Annotated in this window: 17 protein-coding genes; 10 read left to right on the top strand and 7 right to left on the bottom strand. The window is 73.5% G+C overall.

Annotation, left to right across the window (positions count from 1 at the left end):
• The first annotated feature begins 64 nt into the window (after positions 1-64).
• From ACOOHC_RS16535 to ACOOHC_RS16500, 8 genes are all read left to right on the top strand, one after another.
• Positions 65-241 (top strand): Flp family type IVb pilin, encoded by a 177-nt coding sequence (locus ACOOHC_RS16535; protein ID WP_420451494.1) that lies wholly within the window; start codon positions 65-67, stop codon positions 239-241.
• Between the two features lie 61 nt (positions 242-302).
• On the top strand, positions 303-662 hold the full coding sequence (locus tag ACOOHC_RS16530) for a TadE/TadG family type IV pilus assembly protein (RefSeq protein WP_420451493.1): 360 nt from the start codon (positions 303-305) through the stop codon (positions 660-662).
• A 14-nt stretch (positions 663-676) separates the two neighbouring features.
• On the top strand, positions 677-1,576 hold the full coding sequence (locus ACOOHC_RS16525; RefSeq protein ID WP_420451492.1) for a Tad domain-containing protein: 900 nt from the start codon (positions 677-679) through the stop codon (positions 1,574-1,576).
• 105 nt (positions 1,577-1,681) lie between these two features.
• On the top strand, positions 1,682-2,593 hold the full coding sequence (locus ACOOHC_RS16520) for a hypothetical protein (RefSeq protein WP_420451491.1): 912 nt from the start codon (positions 1,682-1,684) through the stop codon (positions 2,591-2,593).
• Entirely contained in the window at positions 2,590-3,474 is an 885-nt protein-coding gene (locus ACOOHC_RS16515; protein ID WP_420451490.1) for an AAA family ATPase, read from the top strand. Before ACOOHC_RS16520 ends, ACOOHC_RS16515 begins: the two co-directional genes overlap by 4 nt.
• On the top strand, positions 3,471-4,817 hold the full coding sequence (locus ACOOHC_RS16510; RefSeq protein WP_420451489.1) for a CpaF family protein: 1,347 nt from the start codon (positions 3,471-3,473) through the stop codon (positions 4,815-4,817). Before ACOOHC_RS16515 ends, ACOOHC_RS16510 begins: the two co-directional genes overlap by 4 nt.
• Entirely contained in the window at positions 4,814-6,496 is a 1,683-nt protein-coding gene (locus ACOOHC_RS16505; RefSeq protein ID WP_420451488.1) for a type II secretion system F family protein, read from the top strand. Before ACOOHC_RS16510 ends, ACOOHC_RS16505 begins: the two co-directional genes overlap by 4 nt.
• A 22-nt stretch (positions 6,497-6,518) precedes the next feature.
• Positions 6,519-7,370, top strand: coding sequence for a type II secretion system F family protein (locus tag ACOOHC_RS16500; RefSeq protein WP_420451487.1), 852 nt, complete (start codon positions 6,519-6,521; stop codon positions 7,368-7,370).
• A gap of 166 nt (positions 7,371-7,536) precedes the next feature.
• On the opposite strand, the gene ACOOHC_RS16495 is transcribed toward ACOOHC_RS16500, so the two are convergent.
• From ACOOHC_RS16495 to soxR, 3 genes are all read right to left on the bottom strand, one after another.
• Positions 7,537-8,226: an SDR family NAD(P)-dependent oxidoreductase gene (locus tag ACOOHC_RS16495; protein WP_420451486.1), complete on the bottom strand. Its 690-nt coding sequence runs from the start codon at positions 8,224-8,226 to the stop codon at positions 7,537-7,539.
• A 50-nt stretch (positions 8,227-8,276) separates the two neighbouring features.
• The gene (locus tag ACOOHC_RS16490) at positions 8,277-9,392 is read right to left on the bottom strand and encodes a peptidoglycan-binding protein (protein ID WP_420451485.1); all 1,116 of its coding nucleotides are present in this window, start codon (positions 9,390-9,392) and stop codon (positions 8,277-8,279) included.
• Between the two features lie 228 nt (positions 9,393-9,620).
• Positions 9,621-10,145 (bottom strand): redox-sensitive transcriptional activator SoxR, encoded by a 525-nt coding sequence (soxR, locus tag ACOOHC_RS16485; protein ID WP_420451484.1) that lies wholly within the window; start codon positions 10,143-10,145, stop codon positions 9,621-9,623.
• Positions 10,146-10,170: 25 nt separating this feature from the next.
• Between soxR and ACOOHC_RS16480 the strand changes: the two genes are divergently transcribed.
• Positions 10,171-11,811 carry a Rieske (2Fe-2S) protein gene (locus ACOOHC_RS16480; RefSeq protein ID WP_420451483.1) on the top strand — a complete coding sequence of 547 codons (1,641 nt, stop codon included), beginning with the start codon at positions 10,171-10,173 and terminating at the stop codon, positions 11,809-11,811.
• Between the two features lie 21 nt (positions 11,812-11,832).
• Here ACOOHC_RS16480 and ACOOHC_RS16475 read toward each other — a convergent pair whose 3' ends face one another.
• Positions 11,833-12,762 carry a hypothetical protein gene (locus ACOOHC_RS16475; RefSeq protein WP_420451482.1) on the bottom strand — a complete coding sequence of 310 codons (930 nt, stop codon included), beginning with the start codon at positions 12,760-12,762 and terminating at the stop codon, positions 11,833-11,835.
• Between the two features lie 215 nt (positions 12,763-12,977).
• Between ACOOHC_RS16475 and ACOOHC_RS16470 the strand changes: the two genes are divergently transcribed.
• Positions 12,978-17,306 (top strand): FtsK/SpoIIIE domain-containing protein, encoded by a 4,329-nt coding sequence (locus tag ACOOHC_RS16470; protein ID WP_420451481.1) that lies wholly within the window; start codon positions 12,978-12,980, stop codon positions 17,304-17,306.
• Between the two features lie 55 nt (positions 17,307-17,361).
• Here the strand turns inward: ACOOHC_RS16470 and ACOOHC_RS16465 are convergent, their stop codons facing one another.
• From ACOOHC_RS16465 to ACOOHC_RS16455, 3 genes are read right to left on the bottom strand one after another with little or no spacing between them, the layout of a single operon-like run.
• Positions 17,362-18,192 (bottom strand): ABC transporter permease, encoded by an 831-nt coding sequence (locus tag ACOOHC_RS16465; RefSeq protein ID WP_420451480.1) that lies wholly within the window; start codon positions 18,190-18,192, stop codon positions 17,362-17,364.
• Positions 18,189-19,157 (bottom strand): ATP-binding cassette domain-containing protein, encoded by a 969-nt coding sequence (locus ACOOHC_RS16460; RefSeq protein WP_420451479.1) that lies wholly within the window; start codon positions 19,155-19,157, stop codon positions 18,189-18,191. Before ACOOHC_RS16460 ends, ACOOHC_RS16465 begins: the two co-directional genes overlap by 4 nt.
• A 6-nt stretch (positions 19,158-19,163) precedes the next feature.
• A complete protein-coding gene (locus ACOOHC_RS16455; protein ID WP_420451478.1) occupies positions 19,164-19,682 on the bottom strand; it encodes an ArsI/CadI family heavy metal resistance metalloenzyme in 519 nt (172 codons plus the stop codon).
• Positions 19,683-19,712: the final 30 nt, after the last annotated feature.

Here is a 19,712-nt window from a genome sequence, read left to right as displayed (position 1 = left end):
CGTACGTTGTCTCCACCGGCCTCGAACGGCGAGGTACCCGGACTCACACAAGGAGAGAACCAGCATGAAGAACATCGTCGATCAGTACACGTCCGAGATCGAGGTCGCCGACGACGAGGGCGTCGTCGCCATGGAGTACGTCATCGTGGCGGCGGCGATCGTCGCCGCCCTCGCCGGCCTCTGGACCGCCTTCGGCACGACCCTGTCGACGCGTCTGCAGAGCATCGTCAGCGGCATCTGATCATCTTCGTCGGGGGGAGGAGCCACCTCCCCCCGACCGATGGATCCCCTCCCCGGACCTCATGAACCCCACCGCACCCACCACCCGCCGCGACGACCGCGGTGTGGTCGCGCTCGAGATGGTCATGGCCCTGCCGATCCTCGTGATGCTCATCGTCGGGGTCGTCGTGCTCGGCAACGCGCTGAGCGTGAAGACCCAGACCGTCGGGCTCGCCCGAGACGGCGCACGAGCCGCCGCCCTGGGCCAGCCGCTGCCGGCGGGGACCTCGATCACGAGCGCCTCGTGCCCCTCCCCGTCCGACCCGACCCGCTCGGTCACGGTCACCGCGACCCGCCCGCTCGTGCTGCGGTCGGTCCCCTTCCTCCCCGCCCTCCTCCCCAGCTCGCTCAGCGAGACCGTGACGATGCGATGCGGCGCCTAGGACGAACGCCCAGCGTGCGACCGGTTCGCCCCGACGACGATCGCGGCGCGGCGTCCGTCTTCGTGATCGTCGCGATGACCGCCATCCTGCTCGGCGCCGGTCTCGCCATCGACGTCGGTCAGTACGTCGTCGAGGCCCGCTCGGCGCAGAACACCGCCGACGCCACCGTGCTCGCCGTGGCCACCGACTGCGCCAGGACCGGCTCCGCGGTCGGGTCGTACGCCCAGTACCGCCAGCCCGGCCAGACGGTCAGCGGCACGACGTGCGGCGGCGGCGTCGCCACCGTCACCGCGACCAGGGACGTGGAGGGCCGGCTCCTGCAGCTGACCGCCGGTGCGGTCTCGCGCAGCGCCGAGGCCCGGTGGGGAACCCTCGCGTCGGCTCCGGTGGCCCCGATCGTGCTGTCGAGCTGCGAGTTCAGCCAGGCGCTCCTCGACGGGACCGCCGAGGTGGTCTTCTACCTCGACGACACCCGGCCCCAGACCGGCTGCTCGTCGCTCCCCGGCGGCTTCAGCCAGCTCGCCAGCAGCGGCTGCGAGACGACGGTCACCGCCGGGTCGACGGCACCCGGCGACCCGGGCGCCGACCTGCAGAAGGTCGTGGCGTGCATCACGTCGCCCACCGGTCCGGCACTTCCCTTCGACGTGATGGTCCCGTTGTACGACTCGGCAGCCTGCGCGGCATCCGGTTGCACCGGAAGAGGGCCGTACCCCATTCGTGGTTTCGCGGCGCTCCGGATCACCGGATACAGCTTCAACGGCAACAACAACGATGGCACTCTCGGTCGCAACTGCCCCGACAGGACCCGGGGGCGGTACTGCCTCCAGGCCGACTTCGTCCGCTTCACGACCTCGCTGGGCACGCCCGGCTCGAGCGGCGACTTCGGCGTGACCCGGGTCTACCTGTCCCGGTAGGCGCCGGCCCGACGCTCCACCCGCGGCACCCAGCTCCCCCATCTCCATCGGCCCTCACGGCCATCCCCCACCACCCGTCCACGACCAGCAGAAGGACACACTGACATGAAGAACAAACGGCGGACCCTCGGCATCGTCGCCGCAGCGCTCCTGGCGCTCGGCGGCACGGTGTCGCTCGTCGCGTACGTCAGCTCGGCGAAGGACAGCGCGATCGCGCAGGAGCGGTTGGTCGACGTCTACGTCGTCGACCGGTTCGTCCCCCAGGGAGCCGACGCGGAGGCCATCCGGTCGTCGCTCACGGTCGAGCAGGTGCCGGCCCGCCTCGAGCAGGTGGGCGCGATCACCCGGATCGACGCGATCGACGCCGACGCGGTGGCGGCTGCCGACCTGCAGCCCGGCGACCAGCTCCTCGACGCACGGCTCACCGAGCGCGACGTCGTCGCCGACGAGGTCGAGGGCAAGGTCCAGGTGTCGGCTCTCCTCGACGCCCACCGGGCGGTGGGTGGAGCGCTGCGCACCGGCGACCTGGTCGGCGTGTACGTCAGCTTCGAGCCGTTCGAGGTGGCCGACGCTCCCTTCCCCGGATCCGAGTCGTCCGACCAGACGGAGCCCGTCGCGCTCCAGACCGACGCGGCCGACCCCGGCGACGCCGCACCCGACGCGGACGTCGACCCGGGCCCCGAGCCCGGGCTCGATGCCGGGACCGCGGTCCCGGGGAGCGCCAGCACCCCGAACGTGACCCGGTTCGAGTTCCACCACGTCCTGGTCACCGACGTCCAGACGATCAACCCGCCGGTCACCCGGGCCGACGAGCCCGAGTCGACGGACGACCCCGAGATCGAGCAGGTCACCGGGACCCAGTACGTCGTGACGATCGCCCTGTCCCCCGAGGAGTCGGAGCGGTTCGTGTTCGCCAACGAGTTCGGGACCGTGTGGCTGTCGCTCGATCCCGCCACCGTCGAGGACGACGGCACCCGACGCGTCGAGCTCGGCGACGTCTACGAGGTGGTCCGGTGACCGACGCCCTCACCCCCACCGTCACCATCGGCCCCGACATGTCGCCGGAGCTCTTCGACGACGTGTCCAGCGCCCTGAGGAACCTCGGCGTCGAGATCAAGGCCGACGACGAGGTCTCCGGAGGGAGCGACTGCCGGGTCATCGTCGTGGTGTCGCCCAAGGGCGGCTCCGGCAAGACGGCCGTCTCGTCCAACCTGTCGGTCGCGCTGGCCCAGCGGCACCCGGGCCGGGTCGTGGCCGTCGACCTCGACGTGCAGTTCGGGAACCTCGGCTCGGCGCTCGCCCTGCAGCCGGCGCACACCCTCGCCCAGCTCGCCCGCACCAGCCAGATCGACGCCACCAGCGTCAAGCTCCACCTGACGCCGACGATCCACGACCTGTACGTGCTCGCCGGTGCCGACGACCCGGTCGACGCCGACTCGATCGACCACCGCCACGTGACGACGGTGGTCTCGATCCTGGCGCGGAACTTCGACTTCGTGGTCGTCGACACCCCGGCGGGACTCGACGAGCGCACCCTCGCCGCGCTCGACGCCGCGACCGACGTCCTGCTGATCTCGAGCCTCGACGTGTCGAGCATCCGCAGCCTGCGCACCGCGACGGACGCCCTCGACCAGGTCGGCGTGCAGGGTCATCGCACGCTCGTGCTCAACCGTGCCGACTCCGACGTCGGCCTCGCCCCCTCGGACGCCGAGGAGGCGCTGGGGATGGAGATCGGCTGCTCGATCCCGTCGAGCCGGGAGGTCCCCCTGTCGCTGAACCTCGGCACGCCCGTCGTCGTCAGCGAACCCCGCTCCACGGTCGCCCGCCGGCTGCAGGAGCTGTCTCACATCTTCTCGCCCGTCGCGGTCGAGACCACGAAGAGGAGGTGGCGCCGATGAGCGTCAGCGAACGGGTCCTGCGGGCCCAGCAGGCCGCCCAGCGCGGTGGCGTCACCAACCCCTGGAGCGCCCCTCGACCCAAGGCATCGGGTGACACGGTCGGCGACTTCCGTGCCCGGGTCCACGACGCGCTCTTCGAGCGCCTCGGCTCCCGGCTGTTCGACGCCACCAGCGAGGAGCAGATGCACGACCTCGTGCTGGGGGAGATCACCTCGCTGATGGACGCCGAGGAGTCCGCGCTGACGCCGCAGGAGCGCCAGCAGCTCGTGCGCGACATCGCCCGCGACGTGATGGGCCTCGGGCCCATCGAGCAGTTCCTGGCCGACCCGACCGTGACCGAGGTGATGGTCAACGGGTGCCACGACATCTACGTCGAGCGCGCCGGAGTCGTCCAGCGCACCGACGTGCGGTTCGTGTCCGAGGAGCACCTGGGGCGGGTCGTCGACCGCATCGTGACCTCGGTCGGGCGGCGGATCGACGAGTCGTCGCCGATGGTCGACGCCCGCCTGGCCGACGGTTCGCGGGTCAACGTGATCGTGCCGCCGCTGTCGCTCGACGGTTCCATCCTCACCATCCGCAAGTTCGCGAAGGACCCCTTCACGGTCGCCGACCTCGTCGCGATGGGCACGTTCAGCGAGTCGGCGGCCGCTGCCTTCGAGGTGATGGTCGAGGGTGGGTTGAACATCCTCGTGTCGGGGGGCACCGGCAGCGGCAAGACCACGCTGCTCAACGTGCTGTCGGGGTTCGTCCCGACCTCCGAGCGGATCGTCACGATCGAGGACGCGGTCGAGCTCCAGCTCCACCAGCAGCACGTGGTCCGGCTCGAGTCCCGCCCGCCGAACGCCGAAGGCGTCGGCCACATCTCGATCCGCGACCTCGTGCGCAACGCGCTGCGCATGCGCCCCGATCGGATCATCGTCGGCGAGGTGCGCGGCCCGGAGGCCCTCGACATGCTCCAGGCGATGAACACCGGCCACGACGGCTCGCTGTCGACGGTCCACGCGAACGCTCCCCGCGACGCGCTGGCCCGACTCGAGACGATGGTGCTGATGGCCGGCTTCGAGCTCCCGGCCCGGGCGATCCGCCAGCAGATCGCCTCGGCCATCGACGTGATCGTGCAGATCGAGCGCCAGCGCGACGGGTCGCGCCGGGTCACCCACGTCACCGAGGTGGTCGGGATGGAGGGGGAGGTCGTCACCCTGCAGGACATCCACCGCTTCGACCACGCGCAGCCAGTGCTCGCGCCGACCGGGGTCCGCCCCGCGTTCCTCGACGAGCTCGACCGACGTGGGGTCGCGGTCCCGGACGGGTTGTTCGGATCCTCCGACGGGTGGCTGCGATGAACGCCCGACGAGCGATCCTCGGGGTGCTCGCCGCCCTCGCCGCCACTCCCGCCGCGGCCCTCCTCGTCCCGTCGGCCGCCGACGCCCAGGCGCCGGCGGCGCGCGACGACGTGGAGGTGATCCTCGCCATCGACGCGTCGGGCAGCATGGCCCGGGCGATCGAACCGGCGAAGGCGGCGGCCGCCGACCTGGTGGCGGCCATGCCCGCCGATCTCGCGATCGGCGTGGAGACCTTCGCCGACGACGTGGTGGTGGTGACCGCGCCGACCACCGACCGCGACGCGATCGGCGCCGGGATCGACGCGATCGCGACGGGTGGCGACACCGCGCTCCACGACGCCGTCGTCTCCGCTGCGGCGGGGTTCACCCCGGCCGTGGGGAACAAGGTGCTGGTGCTGCTGTCCGACGGCGCCGACGAGGGCAGCACCGCCACCCTCGACGAGGCCGTCGTCGCCATCGACGGGGTGCAGGTCGAGGCGATCAGCCTGACCACCTCCGAGACGGATCTCGACGCCCTGCGGGCGCTCGGCACGGTGACGTCGGCCGACGACGCCGACGGCGTCGCCGCCGCGTTCGCCCGGGTCGCGGAGCTGATCGTCGACGTCGTCGAGCCCCCTGCGACGACCACGACCACGACGACCACGACCACGACGACCACGGTCGCACCCGCGACGACGCCACCGACGACCGCCGCCCCGCGACCCGCGGTCGCACCGGTGCTGCGCTCCGGTGCGCCGCCGGCGCCGCCCTCGGGTTCGGCCACCTGGTTGTGGCTCGGTGCGCTCGCGGTCTTCGGAGCGATCTTCGCGATCGTGCTGACCGTGGCGCCGCGCACGCGGGCGTCGCGGGCCCAGCTCGGGATCGGGACCCCTCGGCGAGCCTCCGAGATGGGCTCGCGCACGAGCACGGCGATCGAGGACGCGCTCGACCGCCACGGTCGCCGGGCCGAGCTCGGCGGCGCGCTGTCGGTCGCTGGCATCTCGACGGCACCGGGCGAGTTCGTGGCGATGGTCGCGGCCATCGCCCTCGCGGCCGGAGCGGTCGCGCTGGTGCTCGTCGGCCCGGTCGTCGGGCTGGTGGTCGCAGCGCTCGTCGGCGTCGCGGCGCGGATGCACGTCCGGCGTGCGGGGGCCGCCCGGCGTGCCGCGTTCGCCGACCAGCTCGCCGACGTGCTCCAGCTCGTGACCACGGCGCTGCGCAGCGGGCACGGGATCAGCCAGGCGCTCGAGTCGGTCGCCGAGGAGGCCGAGGAGCCCGCCCGCAGCGAGTTCGCCCACGTGCTCGTCGAGACCCGCCTCGGGCGCGACCTCACCGACTCCATGTCCGATCTCGCCGTGCGGATGCGCAGCACCGACCTGTCGTGGGTCGTGGCGGCGATCGACATCAACCGCGAGACCGGTGGCAACCTCTCGGAGATCCTGACGGGGGTGGGCGTGACGATCCGCGAGCGCGGTCGTCTCGCCCGGCAGGTCCTCACGCTCACCGCCGAGGGTCGTCTGTCGGCGCGCGTGCTGTGCGCGATGCCGCTGCTGCTGCTCGCCTGGCAGTGGCGGATCAACCCCGACAACTTCGCCCTGCTCACCAGCGGCATCGGCGTCCTCGCCCTCGGCGTCGCCGCGATCCTCGTGGTCGCCGGGATGACGTGGGTGCACCGCATCGTCAACTCGGTCGCCCTGTAGGGCGCCGGAAGGAACCGGAACCATGGAACTCGTCCTCGTCCTCGGAGCCGTCGCGGTCGTCGGCTCGCTCGTCGTCCTGTGGTGGAGCCTGTCGGCCCGCCCGTCTCCCGCCCAGGCCAACCTGCTCGCCGGGATGGCGGGCACCGCACCGCCGCCGCCGCCGCTCGTCGCGGCGATGCGGCGGGTCGGGGAGCGCACCCGACGCGCGCTCCCGAACCGGCTCGTCGACGGCCTCGAGGTGAACCTCGTCCAGGCCGGCCACCCCGGGGGTCTCGATCTGCCCCGCGTCCTGGGGATCAAGCTCTCCCTCGCGGTCGTCGCGGCGCTCGTTCCGGTGGTCACCGGACACCCCGTGCTCGCCGCCGTGGCCGGTGTCGTGGCGTTCTTCCTCCCCGACTACTGGGTGCTGTCGATGCGCGACCGCCGGGAGGCGGCGATCCGCTCCGATGCCGCCGACATCATCGACCAGATGACGATCTGCGTCGAGGCCGGGCTCGGCTTCGACGCCGCTCTCGCCCGTGTGGCGTCGACCACCGACGGTCCGCTCACCGACGAGCTGCGGCGCACGCTCAGCGACATCGGGGCCGGCGTCCCGAGGACCCGGGCGCTGCGAGCTCTCGCCGATCGCACTCGGATCGTCGAGATCCGTCAGCTCGTCAGCGCTCTGCTCCAGGCCCAGAAGCACGGGGTGTCGCTCGCCGAGACCCTGCGCGTGCAGGCGGCCGAGCTCCGTCTCAAGCGATCCCAGCGGACCGAGGAGAAGGCGGCGAAGCTCGCGGTCAAGCTGATCTTCCCGATCGTGGTGTGCTTCCTGCCGGTGTTCTTCATCGTCACCCTCGTCCCGGCGCTGATCACCATCTTCCGGACGCTCTGAGGGTGCCGGGTCGAGTCTCGAGGTGGCGCGCGTGGAGCACGCGGTCGATGGGAGGTCCGCGCGCCGCGAGCGGAACCGGGATGCGGTGATCGACGCCCTGGTCGCGCATCGGACCGACTCGATCGTCGACGAGCGCGGCCACAGCCGCGTCGAGCTCGAGCGCTGCCTACGTGGGATCCTGCGCGGCGCCCTGACCGTCCCCGAAGTCGGCACCCGACAGCTCGCGCTCGCCGTCGACGACGGCGCGCACGATCCGGTCGGCGACCGCGCGGGGAGCGAGGCCCTCGCCGAGCTGGGGCGCGGTGCCGGCGAGCGGGTGCGACGACAGCGCGGTCTCGGTGTGCGGGGGCCGCACGTCGACGACGGCGATCCGCCGCCGACGCCACTCCTTCGCGAGCGCGCGGAGCGCGCCGGAAGCGGCCGACTTGGACGCCGAGTACGCGACCATCGACGGCATGGGCGTCTCGGCGACCACGCCCGAGACGTTGACGAGGAACCCCTCGGACTCGGCGAGCAGCGGCTCCACCCGCCGGGCGAGCCAGAGCGGGCCCATCGCGTTCGTCAGCATGAGCTCCTCGACGACGATGTCGTCGGTGTCGGTGACCTCGCCGAAGGCGACGATCCCGGCGGCGACGACGACGCCGTCCAAGCGGCCGTGGGCCTCGCGCACGTGGGCCACCAGCGCGTCGCCGGCGCCCGCGTCGCGCAGGTCGAGGCGCACGTCGGTGCCGCCGGAGCGGTTCGCTCCCACGACGGTCGCCCCGGCCTCGGTGAGCGACTCGACGAGGGCCGAGCCGAGGCCCCCGGTCGCTCCGACGACGGCGACGACGGCGCCGTCGAGGTCACGTGCCGCCACGACGGCCTCCGTCGCTCGGCCGTCGCGCGCAGGTCGTGCCCACGAGCTGCTCAGCCATCGGCCCCGTCGACCTCGGCCCCGCCGTCGCCCGGGGTGACCTCCGCCGCCACGGTGGTCGTGGTGGACACCGCCGGCTCGGGGGTGGCGGGGTCGGCGGGCGCGGCCCCGGAGGGGTCGTCCGTGCCCGTGTCGTCGGCGACGGCGGAGGGCGTGGTCGTCGTGGTGGTGCTGGTGGTGGTGGTCGTCGCGTTCGGGTCGGCGTAGTCGAAGGAGGGCAGCGAGTCGCGCTCGCTCACGTCCTCGGGTTCCTGGTCGCCGTTCCACACGAGGATCCGATCGCCGAGCGAGATGATCGACTGGAAGTACTCCGAGATGTGCATCGGGATGCGCACGCAGCCGTGGGACGCGGGCTCGGCGGGGACGTTCTCCGCACCGTGGACCGCGATGCCGTAGTTGAAGTAGACGGGGTCCCACATCCCGCCCAGGGGACTGATCCGCTTGCCCTCGACCTGGCGGTCGTAGGTGAACACGCCACCGGGCGTCTTGGCCAGCGCGCACACCTGCTTCGTGACGGGCTCGTCGAGCTCGCGACCCTGGGCGTCGGTGTCGTAGGTGGCCGTCTCGCAGTACTCCTCGGGCGCTCCGTCGGCGTCGAGCTCGCCGGAGGAGATGTGGGTGACGAGCACGGCGACGTCGCGCTGGAACACGACCAGCACCTGCTCGCGCAGGTACACCTCGGTGTGGTCGGCCTGGCCGTTCGTCGATCGACGCGGGGTGATGCGCACATCGCCGAACAGGGCCTCCCAGGTGGCGGCGTCGACGGTCCCGGTCATCTCCGTCCGCGGGGTCCCGAGCACGAGCTTCTCGAACGCCCACACCGACTGCTTCGTCATCCGCCCGAAGATCCCGTCGCGGGGTCCGGGGTCGAAGCCGATCTCGGCGAGGCGTTGCTGGAGGAGCAGGACGTCGTCGCTGCGCAGGCCCTCGGCGAGGGTCGTCGACAGCGGGGGGACGGCGTCGGCGTCGGCGACGGTGGTCGTGGTCGCGGGCGTCGTCGTCGTGGTGGTCGTCGCTTCCGGGGCGGCGCTCCTCGGTGCGCCGGCCGCTCCGGCACGGGAGCCCCCGTCGCGCGATCCGCCCGCGGCGCCCACCACGCCGACGCCCACGATCAGCGTGACGAGGGCCGCGGCGGCCGCGATCGGAGCGCGCCGGACGGAACCCGCGTCGTGGTGGGGCCGCTTCCGCCGGTTCGTGGACGCTCGGTTCCGCCGTGCTGGTCGTCGTCTCTCGATGCGATCCACACTAGGAGCGGTCGAGCACGGACGCAGCCGGTTCGCGCCGTCCCCGCGCGGTTGTGACGGATGCGACCGGCGTTCTCGGTGGACGGGCGGGTCTCACGGCGCCCGCCGATCCCCGAGGAGCCAGCGCGGGCCGGTCCCGAAGCTCGCGGCCTCGTCGTCGGGGTTGTACAGCGCGCAGGTGTCGAGGCTCAGGCAGCCGCACCCGATGCACCCGTCGAGGTCGTCGCGCAGGGCTTCGAGCAGGGCGATGCGCTCGTCGATCACCGGGCGCCACCCCGACGCGAGCCGGGCCCAGTCGGCTCTCGTCGGCGTGCGCTCGTCGGGGAGCGTCGAGAGGGCGGCGCGGATCTCGGCGAGGGTGAGGCCGACCCGCTGCGCGACCTTGACGAAGCCGACTCGACGCAGGACGTCGGCGCGGTAGCGGCGGTGCCCCGCGTCGGTGCGCGTCGAGGCGACGAGGCCGTGGGTCTCGTAGAAGCGGATCGCCGAGGTGGCGAGACCCGAGCGCCGCGCCACCTCCCCGACCGTCAGCCACCGCTCGCCCGGCGACCCCCGGTCGACCGAGGACGCCGGGTCACCGGAGGATCCCCGACCGGAAGACCCCTTGACTTCAACCATCGTTGAAGACTTACCGTCCAGCGGCATGGACGAGAACACGGACCCGATCACCCACCTCGACGACCTCGCGGTCGGCAGCACGCGCATGGCCACCGTCGAGGGGCGGCGGGTGTGCCTGGCGCGCACCCCCGACGGCGTCCACGCGGTCGACGACGCCTGCCCCCACATGGGCTACGGCCTGACCCGGGGGTCGCTCGACGGCGACCTGCTGACGTGCCGGTGGCACAACTGGAAGTTCCGGGTGACCGACGGGACGTGCGTCCAGGGGGAGGAGGACGTGGCGGTCCACCACGTCGACGTCGACGACGAGGGCGCGGTGCGCGTTCGCCTGCACCGCCCCGACCCGGTCGAGCTGCGCTCCCGGCTCACCACGAGCTTGCGTCGCGGCGTGCACGAGGACCGTCGCGGCCAGATCGCGCGCGACGTGGTGCGGCTGCTGCGGGCCGACGCGAACCCGGGCGAGTTGGTCTGGGAGGCGATCGCGTTCGGGGCGCCGCGCGGGGAGTTCGGCTGGGGCCACTCGATCGCGACCGCCACGGACTGCCTCGCGATGCTCGAGCTCCACGACGGCGACCAGCGCGCCCTCCCCGTCGTGCAGGCGATCGCCGGCGTCGCCGAGACCGAGCGCGATCGCCCGGTGCGTCCGCTCCCCGATCCGGCACCGGCGGGAGACCCGTCCGTCGGTGCTGCCGGGTTCCGGGCCGCGATCGAGGCCGAGGCGACCGCGGAGGCGCAGGCGATCGTGCTCGCCGCGATCCATCGCGGCGACGACGCCGACGAGCTGCGGCGCTGGTTCGCCGGGGCGGTCGCCGACCACCACCTGTCGTACGGCCACGCCGCGATCTACGCGCACAAGGCGTTCGAGCTGCTCGACGCGCTCGGCTGGGACCGCGCCGACACGGTGCTCGGTCACCTCGTTCCCGCCATCGTCACGGGGACGCGCGAGGACACGTTGCCGTACATGCGACCCTTCACGCGCGAGCTCGACCGCGTCGATCTGGCCGGGCTCGCCGACCTCGAGCCCGACTCGAGCTGGAGCGACGACGGCGCGCTGGTCGCGACCCTCCTCGGATCGGACCGCTCGGCGACGGTGGCCGCCGTCGCGGCGGCGATGCGTGACGGAGCGGGCGTCGACGGGGTGCTCGACGCCGTCGTCGACGCGACGAGCGAGCGGATGCTGCGCTACGACACCGACGGCGAGTTCGACTTCGGCGACGACTTCGGGTGGCTCGACATCACCCACGGGATCACCTACGCCGAGGCCGTGCGCGCCCACCACCGCGCGGTCGGCCACGTCGGGTCGCTGCGTCCCGATCTGGTGCGGCTCGTGATGTTCACCGCGTTCCTCGCGCAGTGGACCGGCCGCCACGAGTGGCACACCTCGGTCAGGGAGCGCCACGAGGTCGCGGCGTTGGGCTCGACCGTGATCGACTACGGCGACGAGCTGCAGCGGCGGTCCCTGCTCGACCCCGCGTCGTCGCCGATCGTGCACGCCCACGTGGTGAAGACCTCGCGCGCCGCGGCGCTGGAAGCGAGCCGGCGAGCCACGACCGCGCCTCTCGACGCCGCCGCTCGCTTCATGGCGGCGCCCAAGCTCGAGCGCTTCGTCGCGGCGACGGTGCAGCGCTCGATCGAGGCCGTCGACGGGGTGGTGGGAGCGCGCTGAGCTGCACGGGCGCGCGGGTGCTCACGCCGCCCCGACCACCGGGTCGCTCCAGTCCGTCCAGTCCGGCCCGAGAGCCCGTCGGATCCGTTCGCACGCAGCGTCGCGGCGGTTGCGGATCGTGCGCGTCGACACCTGCTCGCGCCGGGCGGCCACCGTGGGCGATCCGGCGACGGCCAACCGACGGATCACGTCGAGGTGGGTCGACTCGACCCCGGCGCGCGACGCCGCCCGGATCGTCCCGGCGAGCGCGACCATCGGATCGGCCTCGGCGTCCGGGACGGGACGTGCGACGAGCGCTCCCTCCTCCACGGGGACCTCGCCGTGCTGCTTGCGTCGCGTCGGTCGCCGGAACGCGATCCACGCCGCGTCGGCGATCAGCGCCGGGGCGATCGAGCGGGGGCGAGCATCGGGGTCGAACCGGCGGATCGCCATCCACGCGGCGCCGACCGCGAGATCGACCGGATCGTCGTCGAGCGACTGCCACCGGCGGGCCTGGCTGATCAGCCCGGGGAGGATCCGCTGGAGCACGACGCGCCCCGCCAGGGGTGCGTCGTGCGCCAGGTGGAGGAGGTGGGCGAGGATCTCGTCATCCCGTCGCCGGCCACGTTGGGTGGCGGCGACGAGCGACTCGAGGGGGTGCGCCGGTGTGACGCGGGCGCCCGACGGGACGCAGCGCGCCGCGAGGTCGGGGTCGTGCTCGAACCAGGAACGCACCTCCCGGGCGGTGCGCGGACGTCGTCGGAGGCGCTCCCACTCACGGTCGAGCTCGTCGAGCAGGGCGGATCGGTGGCGGACCCCGACGCCGCTCGGCGCCTCGGCGCGCCCGTCCGCCCGCGCTCCGGCCGCCGGTCCGGGTGCGAGATCCGGGCGGTGGTGCGGTCGGCGGAGCACGTCGGGCTGCCGGATGCGCGTCTCGACGGGGTGGGTGGTTCGCAGGTGCGTCGTGGTCATGGCGGGACCGTGGCGGAGCACCCTCACCGCAGGTCTCACCGCGGCACCGCTGCCTCGACGCCGCTGCGCTCACCGAGCGGGGACGGCTGTCGCGAGCGGCTCCCGGCCGGGCTCACCGCGGCCGGGTCGACGGTCACAGCCCCAGCTCAGCAGGGGTGAGTGGCTCGTCGCCGCGCCCCTTCCCGTCCTGCCACGCCCACGACCCACTGGAGGGCGTGGAACGAGAGACCCTCCCCCCGCTCGATCTCGTCGGCCCCGACGGGCAGCGCCTCGTGGTGCGCTCGCTCGACGCCGACGCGACCGTCTCGACCCTCGCGGGCCGACTGGGCGTGCCCGGGCTGGGGACGCCCGAGGGGCCCCTGCCCGGCGACGCCCGTCTCGCCACGCTCGACGCCGTTCGCATCGGGACCCGTCTGCTCGGGCGCGACGGTCCGGTCCCCGGCGCGGCGATCGACCCGGTGCCCGCCGGAGCGATCACCGGGTCGGCCGTGGCGTCGGCGGGCGGCCGGATCCCGGGCGCGATCGGGGCGCCGGCCTCTCCGGGCCCGACGACGGCGGTCGTCGAGGCGGCCGTGGTGTCCGGTCCCGCCGTGACCACGTGGCGTGGCGTCGTTCCGGGTCGCCACCTCGTCGGTCGCGCCCCCCACGCCGCGCTGCGGATCGACGACCCGACGGTCGAAGCGCACCACGCGGTGCTCGTGGTGGGCGACGGCGGCGAGGTCGATCTCGTCCAGCTCACGGGTGCGGTGCCGATCCGTCGGGAAGACGGCGCCGGCGCGATGCTGAGCCTGCGGATCGGGTCGAGCACCGTCGCGCTGCGCACCGCCGTCGGCGCCCACGCCGGCGCCGACTCCGGCTCGGGGGTCGTCCCGGACGAGCCGGCCGGGCGCGGTTCGATCGCACCCCACCCGAGCGACCCGTGGAGACGGATGGTGTGGCGCGCCCCGTGGTCGGCACCGGTCTGGGACAGCGCGCCGATCAGCGCGCCCGCACCACCGTCGGCGGTGAGCCGCCCTCCGCTCACCGGGCTCGTCGGAGCGGGGGTCACCGCGGCCGGCGCCGTGGTCGTCGCGAACGTGATGGGCAACGCGACCTTCGTGCTGTTCGCCGCGATGGGGGTGATCGCCTCGGTCGCGACCTTCGCCGCCACCCTGATCGGCGCCCGACGAGCCGACCGACGCGCACGGGCGGCCCACGACGCCGAGCTGGGCGAGTTCGTCGACGCGGTCCAACGGGTGCACCGTCGTCGACGGGACCACCACGTCGCGACGCACCCACCGCTCGACGTCGCGCTCGCCGAGGTCCTCGGGGGCGGGCAGCGACTCTGGCACCGCCGTCCCGGCGACGGGGCGCTCGTCGCGACCGTCGGGGTCGGCACGTGCCGGTGGTCGCCACCGGTCGAGGTGGGCGAGCCGCGCCTCCTCGACCCCGACCTGCTGGTGCGCATCGAGGGGTGCGGTCGCGTCGACGACGTGGCGGCGCCCGTCTCGATCCGTGACGGCGAGGCGCTGGCGATCGTCGGCGGGATCGACGCCGCGCGCTCGATCGCACGCTCGATCGTCGTGCAGCTCGCGACGTGGACGGGCCCCGCCGACTGGCGCCTCGTGGTCGTGACCGCCGACCGCCGCCGATGGAGGTGGGCCGACTGGCTCCCCCACGGCGCGCTCGCCGGGCGCAGCGTGATCGAGGTGATCGACGGAGCGGACGTCGACCTGCAGGAGGAGCTCGACTCCGTGACGAGCGACGTTCGCACCGTCCTCGTCACCGATGCCGCCCACCTGTTCACCTCGCGCACCGGTCCGCTCCGCCGGTTCGTGTCGGCGTCGGGGGCGGCGTCGATCGTCGTCGTCGACGCCGCAGCGACCGTGCCGGCGATCTGCCGACGCACGCTCACGCTCGGCTCGACCGGCGGGGCGAGCTGGTCGGGTCACGTCCCCGTCGCAGACGACGCGGTGGGCATCCGCGCCACCGGCGTCTCGATCGACACCGCCGACGAGGTCGCGCGCCGCCTCGCCTGCCTCGTCGACCCCGAGGACCCCCACGGCCCGTCCGACGCCGTCCCCGTCGCGGTCGCGTTCGACGACCTCGTGGCCCCCGAGGCCGCCACCGCGGAGGCGATCGCCGCCCGGTGGGTCGCCGGTGGCGACGATCCGGCCCCGCGGGCGCCGCTCGGGATCTCGGCGGAGGGGACCGTCGACATCGATCTCGTGCGCGACGGCCCCCACGGGTTGATCGCCGGCACGACCGGTTCGGGCAAGAGCGAGCTGCTGCGCACCCTCGTGCTGAGCCTCGCCGCGCACGTCGGTCCCGAGCACCTCAACCTGGTGCTCGTCGACTACAAGGGCGGGTCGACGTTCGACGCCTGCGCGGACCTCCCCCACACGGTCGGGGTGGTCACCGACCTCGACGACGGCCTCGCCGAGCGGGCGCTGGTGAGCCTCGAGGCCGAGCTCCACCGACGCGAGCGCCTGCTGCGCGAGGTCGGCGCCGGTGACCTCACGGCGTACCGGGCGGCGGGGTCGCGTGGCCCCGACGGGCGTGCGCCGATCGCTCGCCTGCTCGTCGTGATCGACGAGTTCGCGGCGCTCGCCGAGGAGCTGCCGACCTTCCTCGCGGCGCTGGTCGGGATCGCTCAGCGCGGGCGCAGCCTGGGGGTCCACCTGCTGCTCGCGACCCAACGACCGGCCGGGGTCGTGAACGACGACATCCGAGCCAACACCGACCTGCGGCTCGCGCTGCGGTCGAACGATCGAGCCGATGCCCTCGACGTCGTCGGCGACGAGCTCCCGTCCCGGTTCCCCCGTCACGTCCCCGGTCGAGCGGTGATGCGCCTCGGACCCGACGAGCTCGTCGTCTTCCAGGCCGGACGCTGCTCGGGGCGCGCGAACCCGGGCGGGACCGGGATCGTCGTCGAGCGACCCGACGCGCCGGGGAGGACGATCGACGCGGCGCCCGCCGGGCGGATCGGACCGGACGACCACCGGCGGAGCGCGGCGGCGACCGGGCGCCTCGACGTGGTCGAGACGGGACCGACGACCATGGAGGCGACCGTGCGCGCGATCTCGGACGCCGCGCTCGCCGGCGGGGCAGCGGCGCCGCACCGCCCCTGGGTCGAACCGCTCCCGTTCCCGCTCGACCGGCGCGAGGTGGCCGAGGGATCGGCGCCTCCGGGCGGGCGAGGTCGTCACGGTCCGGATCCCGATCCGGACCCCGGCACGCCGGCGATCGGCCTCGTCGACGATCCCGAGCACCAGCGTCGGGTCCCCCTGCGCTGGTCGCCGGGCGACGGCGGGGTCGCGGTCGTCGGCTCCGTCGGCTCGGGCGCCACCTCGACGCTCATCGCGCTCGCCTCGGCGGCCTGCGCCGCACGCTCGCCCGACGAGCTCCACCTCTACGTCGTCGACGGCCGCGGCGACGACGGGCTGGGTGCCCTCGCGACGATCGCCCACTGCGCCGGGGTCGTGCGCACCCGCGAGCACGAGCGCCTGCACCGGCTCCTCGCCCGCGTCGTCACCGCGATCGACCTCCGCACCGGGCTCGCGACCGACGTCGGAGCCGAGCCCGACATCGTCGTGGTGATCGACGGCCACGACGCCGTGCGGTCGTCGCTCGGCGACCTCGACCGGATGGCGACCGAGGAGCTCCTGCGCCGGGTGCTCGACGACGGGCCGGCGGCCGGCATCTCGCTGCTGATCGCCACCGACGAGGTCCACGGCGCCACCCTCTCGAAGTTCCCCCACCGGTGGATCCTCCACCTCGACGACCCCGCCGCGGCCCGCTCGATCGGCCTCCGAGCGGCACCGGTCGGCTCGGGTCGCCCGGGCCGCCTGCGGGTGCTCGAGACGGGCCTGGAGGCGCAGGTCGCCCGCGGCGCTCCCGGGCTCGCCGAGCTCGCCTCCCACGACGACGACGCCGGAGGCCCGCCACCGGTGGTCACCCTGCCCGACCGGGTCGACGGCGGCGACCTCGACCACCGGGGGCGGGGGTCCGTCGGTCCCGACGGCTCCGCGACGATGCGGATCGGGATCGAGGCCGACGAGCTGGCGACGGCGGTGCTCACCGTCCCGCCCGGCGACCACCTCCTCGTCGTCGGTGCGGCACGGACCGGTGTCACCACCGCGCTCGAGCGCTGCGTCGCCGACTGGCGACCCGATGATCCGACCCGCCGCGTGGTGCGCGTCGACCGTCGGCACCCCGTCGACGGCGCCGCCATCGTGGGATCCGAGGGGCCCACCCTCGTGGTCGTCGACGACGCGCACCGCGTCGACGACCACGACGGAGCGCTGGCCGCGATCGTGCGCGGGGAGCACCCGCGGGTGACGGTGTTCGCCGGGGGGAGGGCGGACGGGGTGCGCTCGTCGTACGGGCACTGGACGCGCGAGGTGGCGCGGTGCCGCTGCGGCATCGTGATGACCTCGCGCGGGGACCCCGACGGCGACCTCCTGGGGGTCCAGCTCCCGCGCCGGTCGCTGATCCCCGCCCGACCGGGGCTGGCGTGGATCGTGGACCCGGGCCCGCAGAGGCAGGTGCAGATCGCGAGCTGACGAGACCGCCGCCGATCGCGCACGGGTCGCGGCGCCGTGGCCTCGGCCGGGCCGGTCAGCTCTGCGAGATGCGTCCCCGCATCGCGGCGCTGGCCAGGCCGAAGCTGACGGCGGTGACCGCGAGGATGCATCCGAGGCCACCGGCGAGGTCGCTCCACACCCAGCCCTCGGTGATCAGGCTGCGCAGCCCTTCGAGGACGTAGGTCACCGGGTTGTACGTCGCGATGGTCGCGAGCCACCCGGTGAGCGCCTCCTTGGGCAGGAAGCTGGTCGTGAGGAAGGCGAACGGGAAGAACAGGATGAAGCTCGAGTTCACCGCGGCGGGGTTGCCGGTCTTCAGGGCGATCGCGTACGGGAAGCCGGCGAAGGCGAGACCCCACAGCGCTCCGTAGAAGAGGAAGACGACGATCCCCAGGATCCCGGTCTCGAAGCGCACCCCGAGGATCAGACCGAGGGCGGTGACCGGCACCGCGAGCATCAGCACCGCCATCAGGTCGGCGGCCATCAGGCCGAGCAGCAGCGTCGGGCGGCGGACGGGGGTGAGCAGCAACCGGTCGAAGTAGCCACCCTGGATGTCGATGACCAGCGAGCTGGCGCGCGACACCCCGGTGACCGCGAAGATGATCGCGACGGGGAGCTGGAACGCCTTGAAGTCGAGCGATCCGCCGGCGGCCGCGGCCCCCTGCTCGGCGACGTCTTGCAGCGCTCCGATGTTCACCACGAAGAAGAACACCGGGACGATGATCGCGGGGATGAAGAACTCCGGTTCGCGGAACACGCTCCGGCAGGCTCGTCGTGCGATCGTCGTGAGGTCGTGCAGCGCCGACGCGCGACGGGCGAGGGGCTCGGGGTCGAGTCGGGCGGGGGCCGAACGGGTCTCGCTCATCGGTCGTCTCCGTCCTCGGTGCGGTGGCTCGCCGACAGCTTGGCGCCGGTGACGTCGAGGAAGACGTCGTCGAGCGTCGGGGTGCGCAGGGTGAGCGAGCTGACCCCCACGTCGCAGCCGTCGAGCGCGACGGCGACGCCCGAGATCGCCCGGGCCCCGTCGGAGGCGGCGCAGGAGATCTCGTCGCCGTGGATCTCGACTCCGTCGATGCCCGCCACGTCGCGCACCGCGTCGGCGGCGACCTGGGGGTCCCCGTCGACGCGGGCGACGATCAGGTCGGTGCCGATGGCGCGCTTGAGCTCCGACGGGGTGCCCTCGGCCTCGAGCCGCCCGTCGGCGATGATCCCGACGCGGTGCGCGAGCTCGTCGGCCTCCTCCAGGTACTGGGTGGTCAGGAAGATCGTCATCCCCTCCTGCGCGTTGAGCGCGCGCACCTCCGTCCAGACGTCGCTGCGGCTGACGGGGTCGAGCCCCGTCGTCGGCTCGTCGAGGAAGAGGACCTGCGGCTTGTGGATCAGCGACATCGCCAGGTCGAGCCGACGCTTCATCCCGCCGGAGTACGACTCGACGCGGTCGTCGATGGCGGACCCGATGTCGACCAGGCCGATGACGTCGTCCATCCGGGTGCGGATGTCACGGTCGGTGAGCCCGTAGAGCATCCCCTGGAGCTCGAGCAGCTCGCGGCCGGTCTGCTTGCCGTCGAGGGAGGCGTCCTGGAGGGCGACGCCGATGCGCAACCGGATCGCGGACGCTTCCGTCGCGACGTCGTGACCGGCGACGGTCGCTTCGCCGCTGGTCGGTGCGAGCAGGGTGCACAGCACCTTGACCGTCGTCGACTTGCCGGCACCGTTGGGCCCCAGGAAGCCGTAGATCTCCCCGACGGCCACGTCGAGGTCGACCCCGTCGACGGCGTCGTTCGCACCGAACGACCGCTTCAGCTGGTGTGCCGTGATCGCGGACGTCATGCGCCGTCATCGTGCCAGGCCGGATCGCAGACCGCACACCTCTTCTCGACCAGGTCCGCCTCGGGTCGGGCCCGGCGCGGGCGCGGGTGCGGTCAGCAGCAGGTCGGGGGGGCCGGAGGCGGTGGCGGGGACGGCACCGGGTTCGTCGGCTTCGGCGTCGCCGGTCTTGACGTACCACTCCCATGCCGCGCCGTCGGGCGACTCGACCCACGTCTCGGTCTTGCGCGCGAAGCAGCACACGGTGTCGTCCACTCCCGTCGTCTCCACACCGCGGCTGGTGAGTCGCTCCTCGGCCGTCGTCACCTCGGCGGAGGTGGTCGTCTCGACGCCGAGGTGGTTGAGGTGGTGGAACGCGCTCGCGTCGGCGTCGCGGTCCTCGAACAGGACGAGCTTCAGCGGCGGGTCCTCGACGGCGAAGTTCGCGTAGCCGGGTCGGACCTTGGCGGGCTCGGTGGCGAACATCCGGGTGTAGAAGTCGATCGCGGCGTCGAGGTCGCGGACGTTGAGGGCGAGTTGCAGGCGCATGCCCGCAGCCTACCCCTTCATATCGATGTT

Origin of the sequence: Ilumatobacter sp., assembly GCF_965215205.1 — a bacterium.
Lineage (GTDB): Bacteria > Actinomycetota > Acidimicrobiia > Acidimicrobiales > Ilumatobacteraceae > Ilumatobacter_A.
Note: the sequence above shows the minus strand (reverse complement) of the source record. Positions and strands in the feature narration are given on the sequence as shown.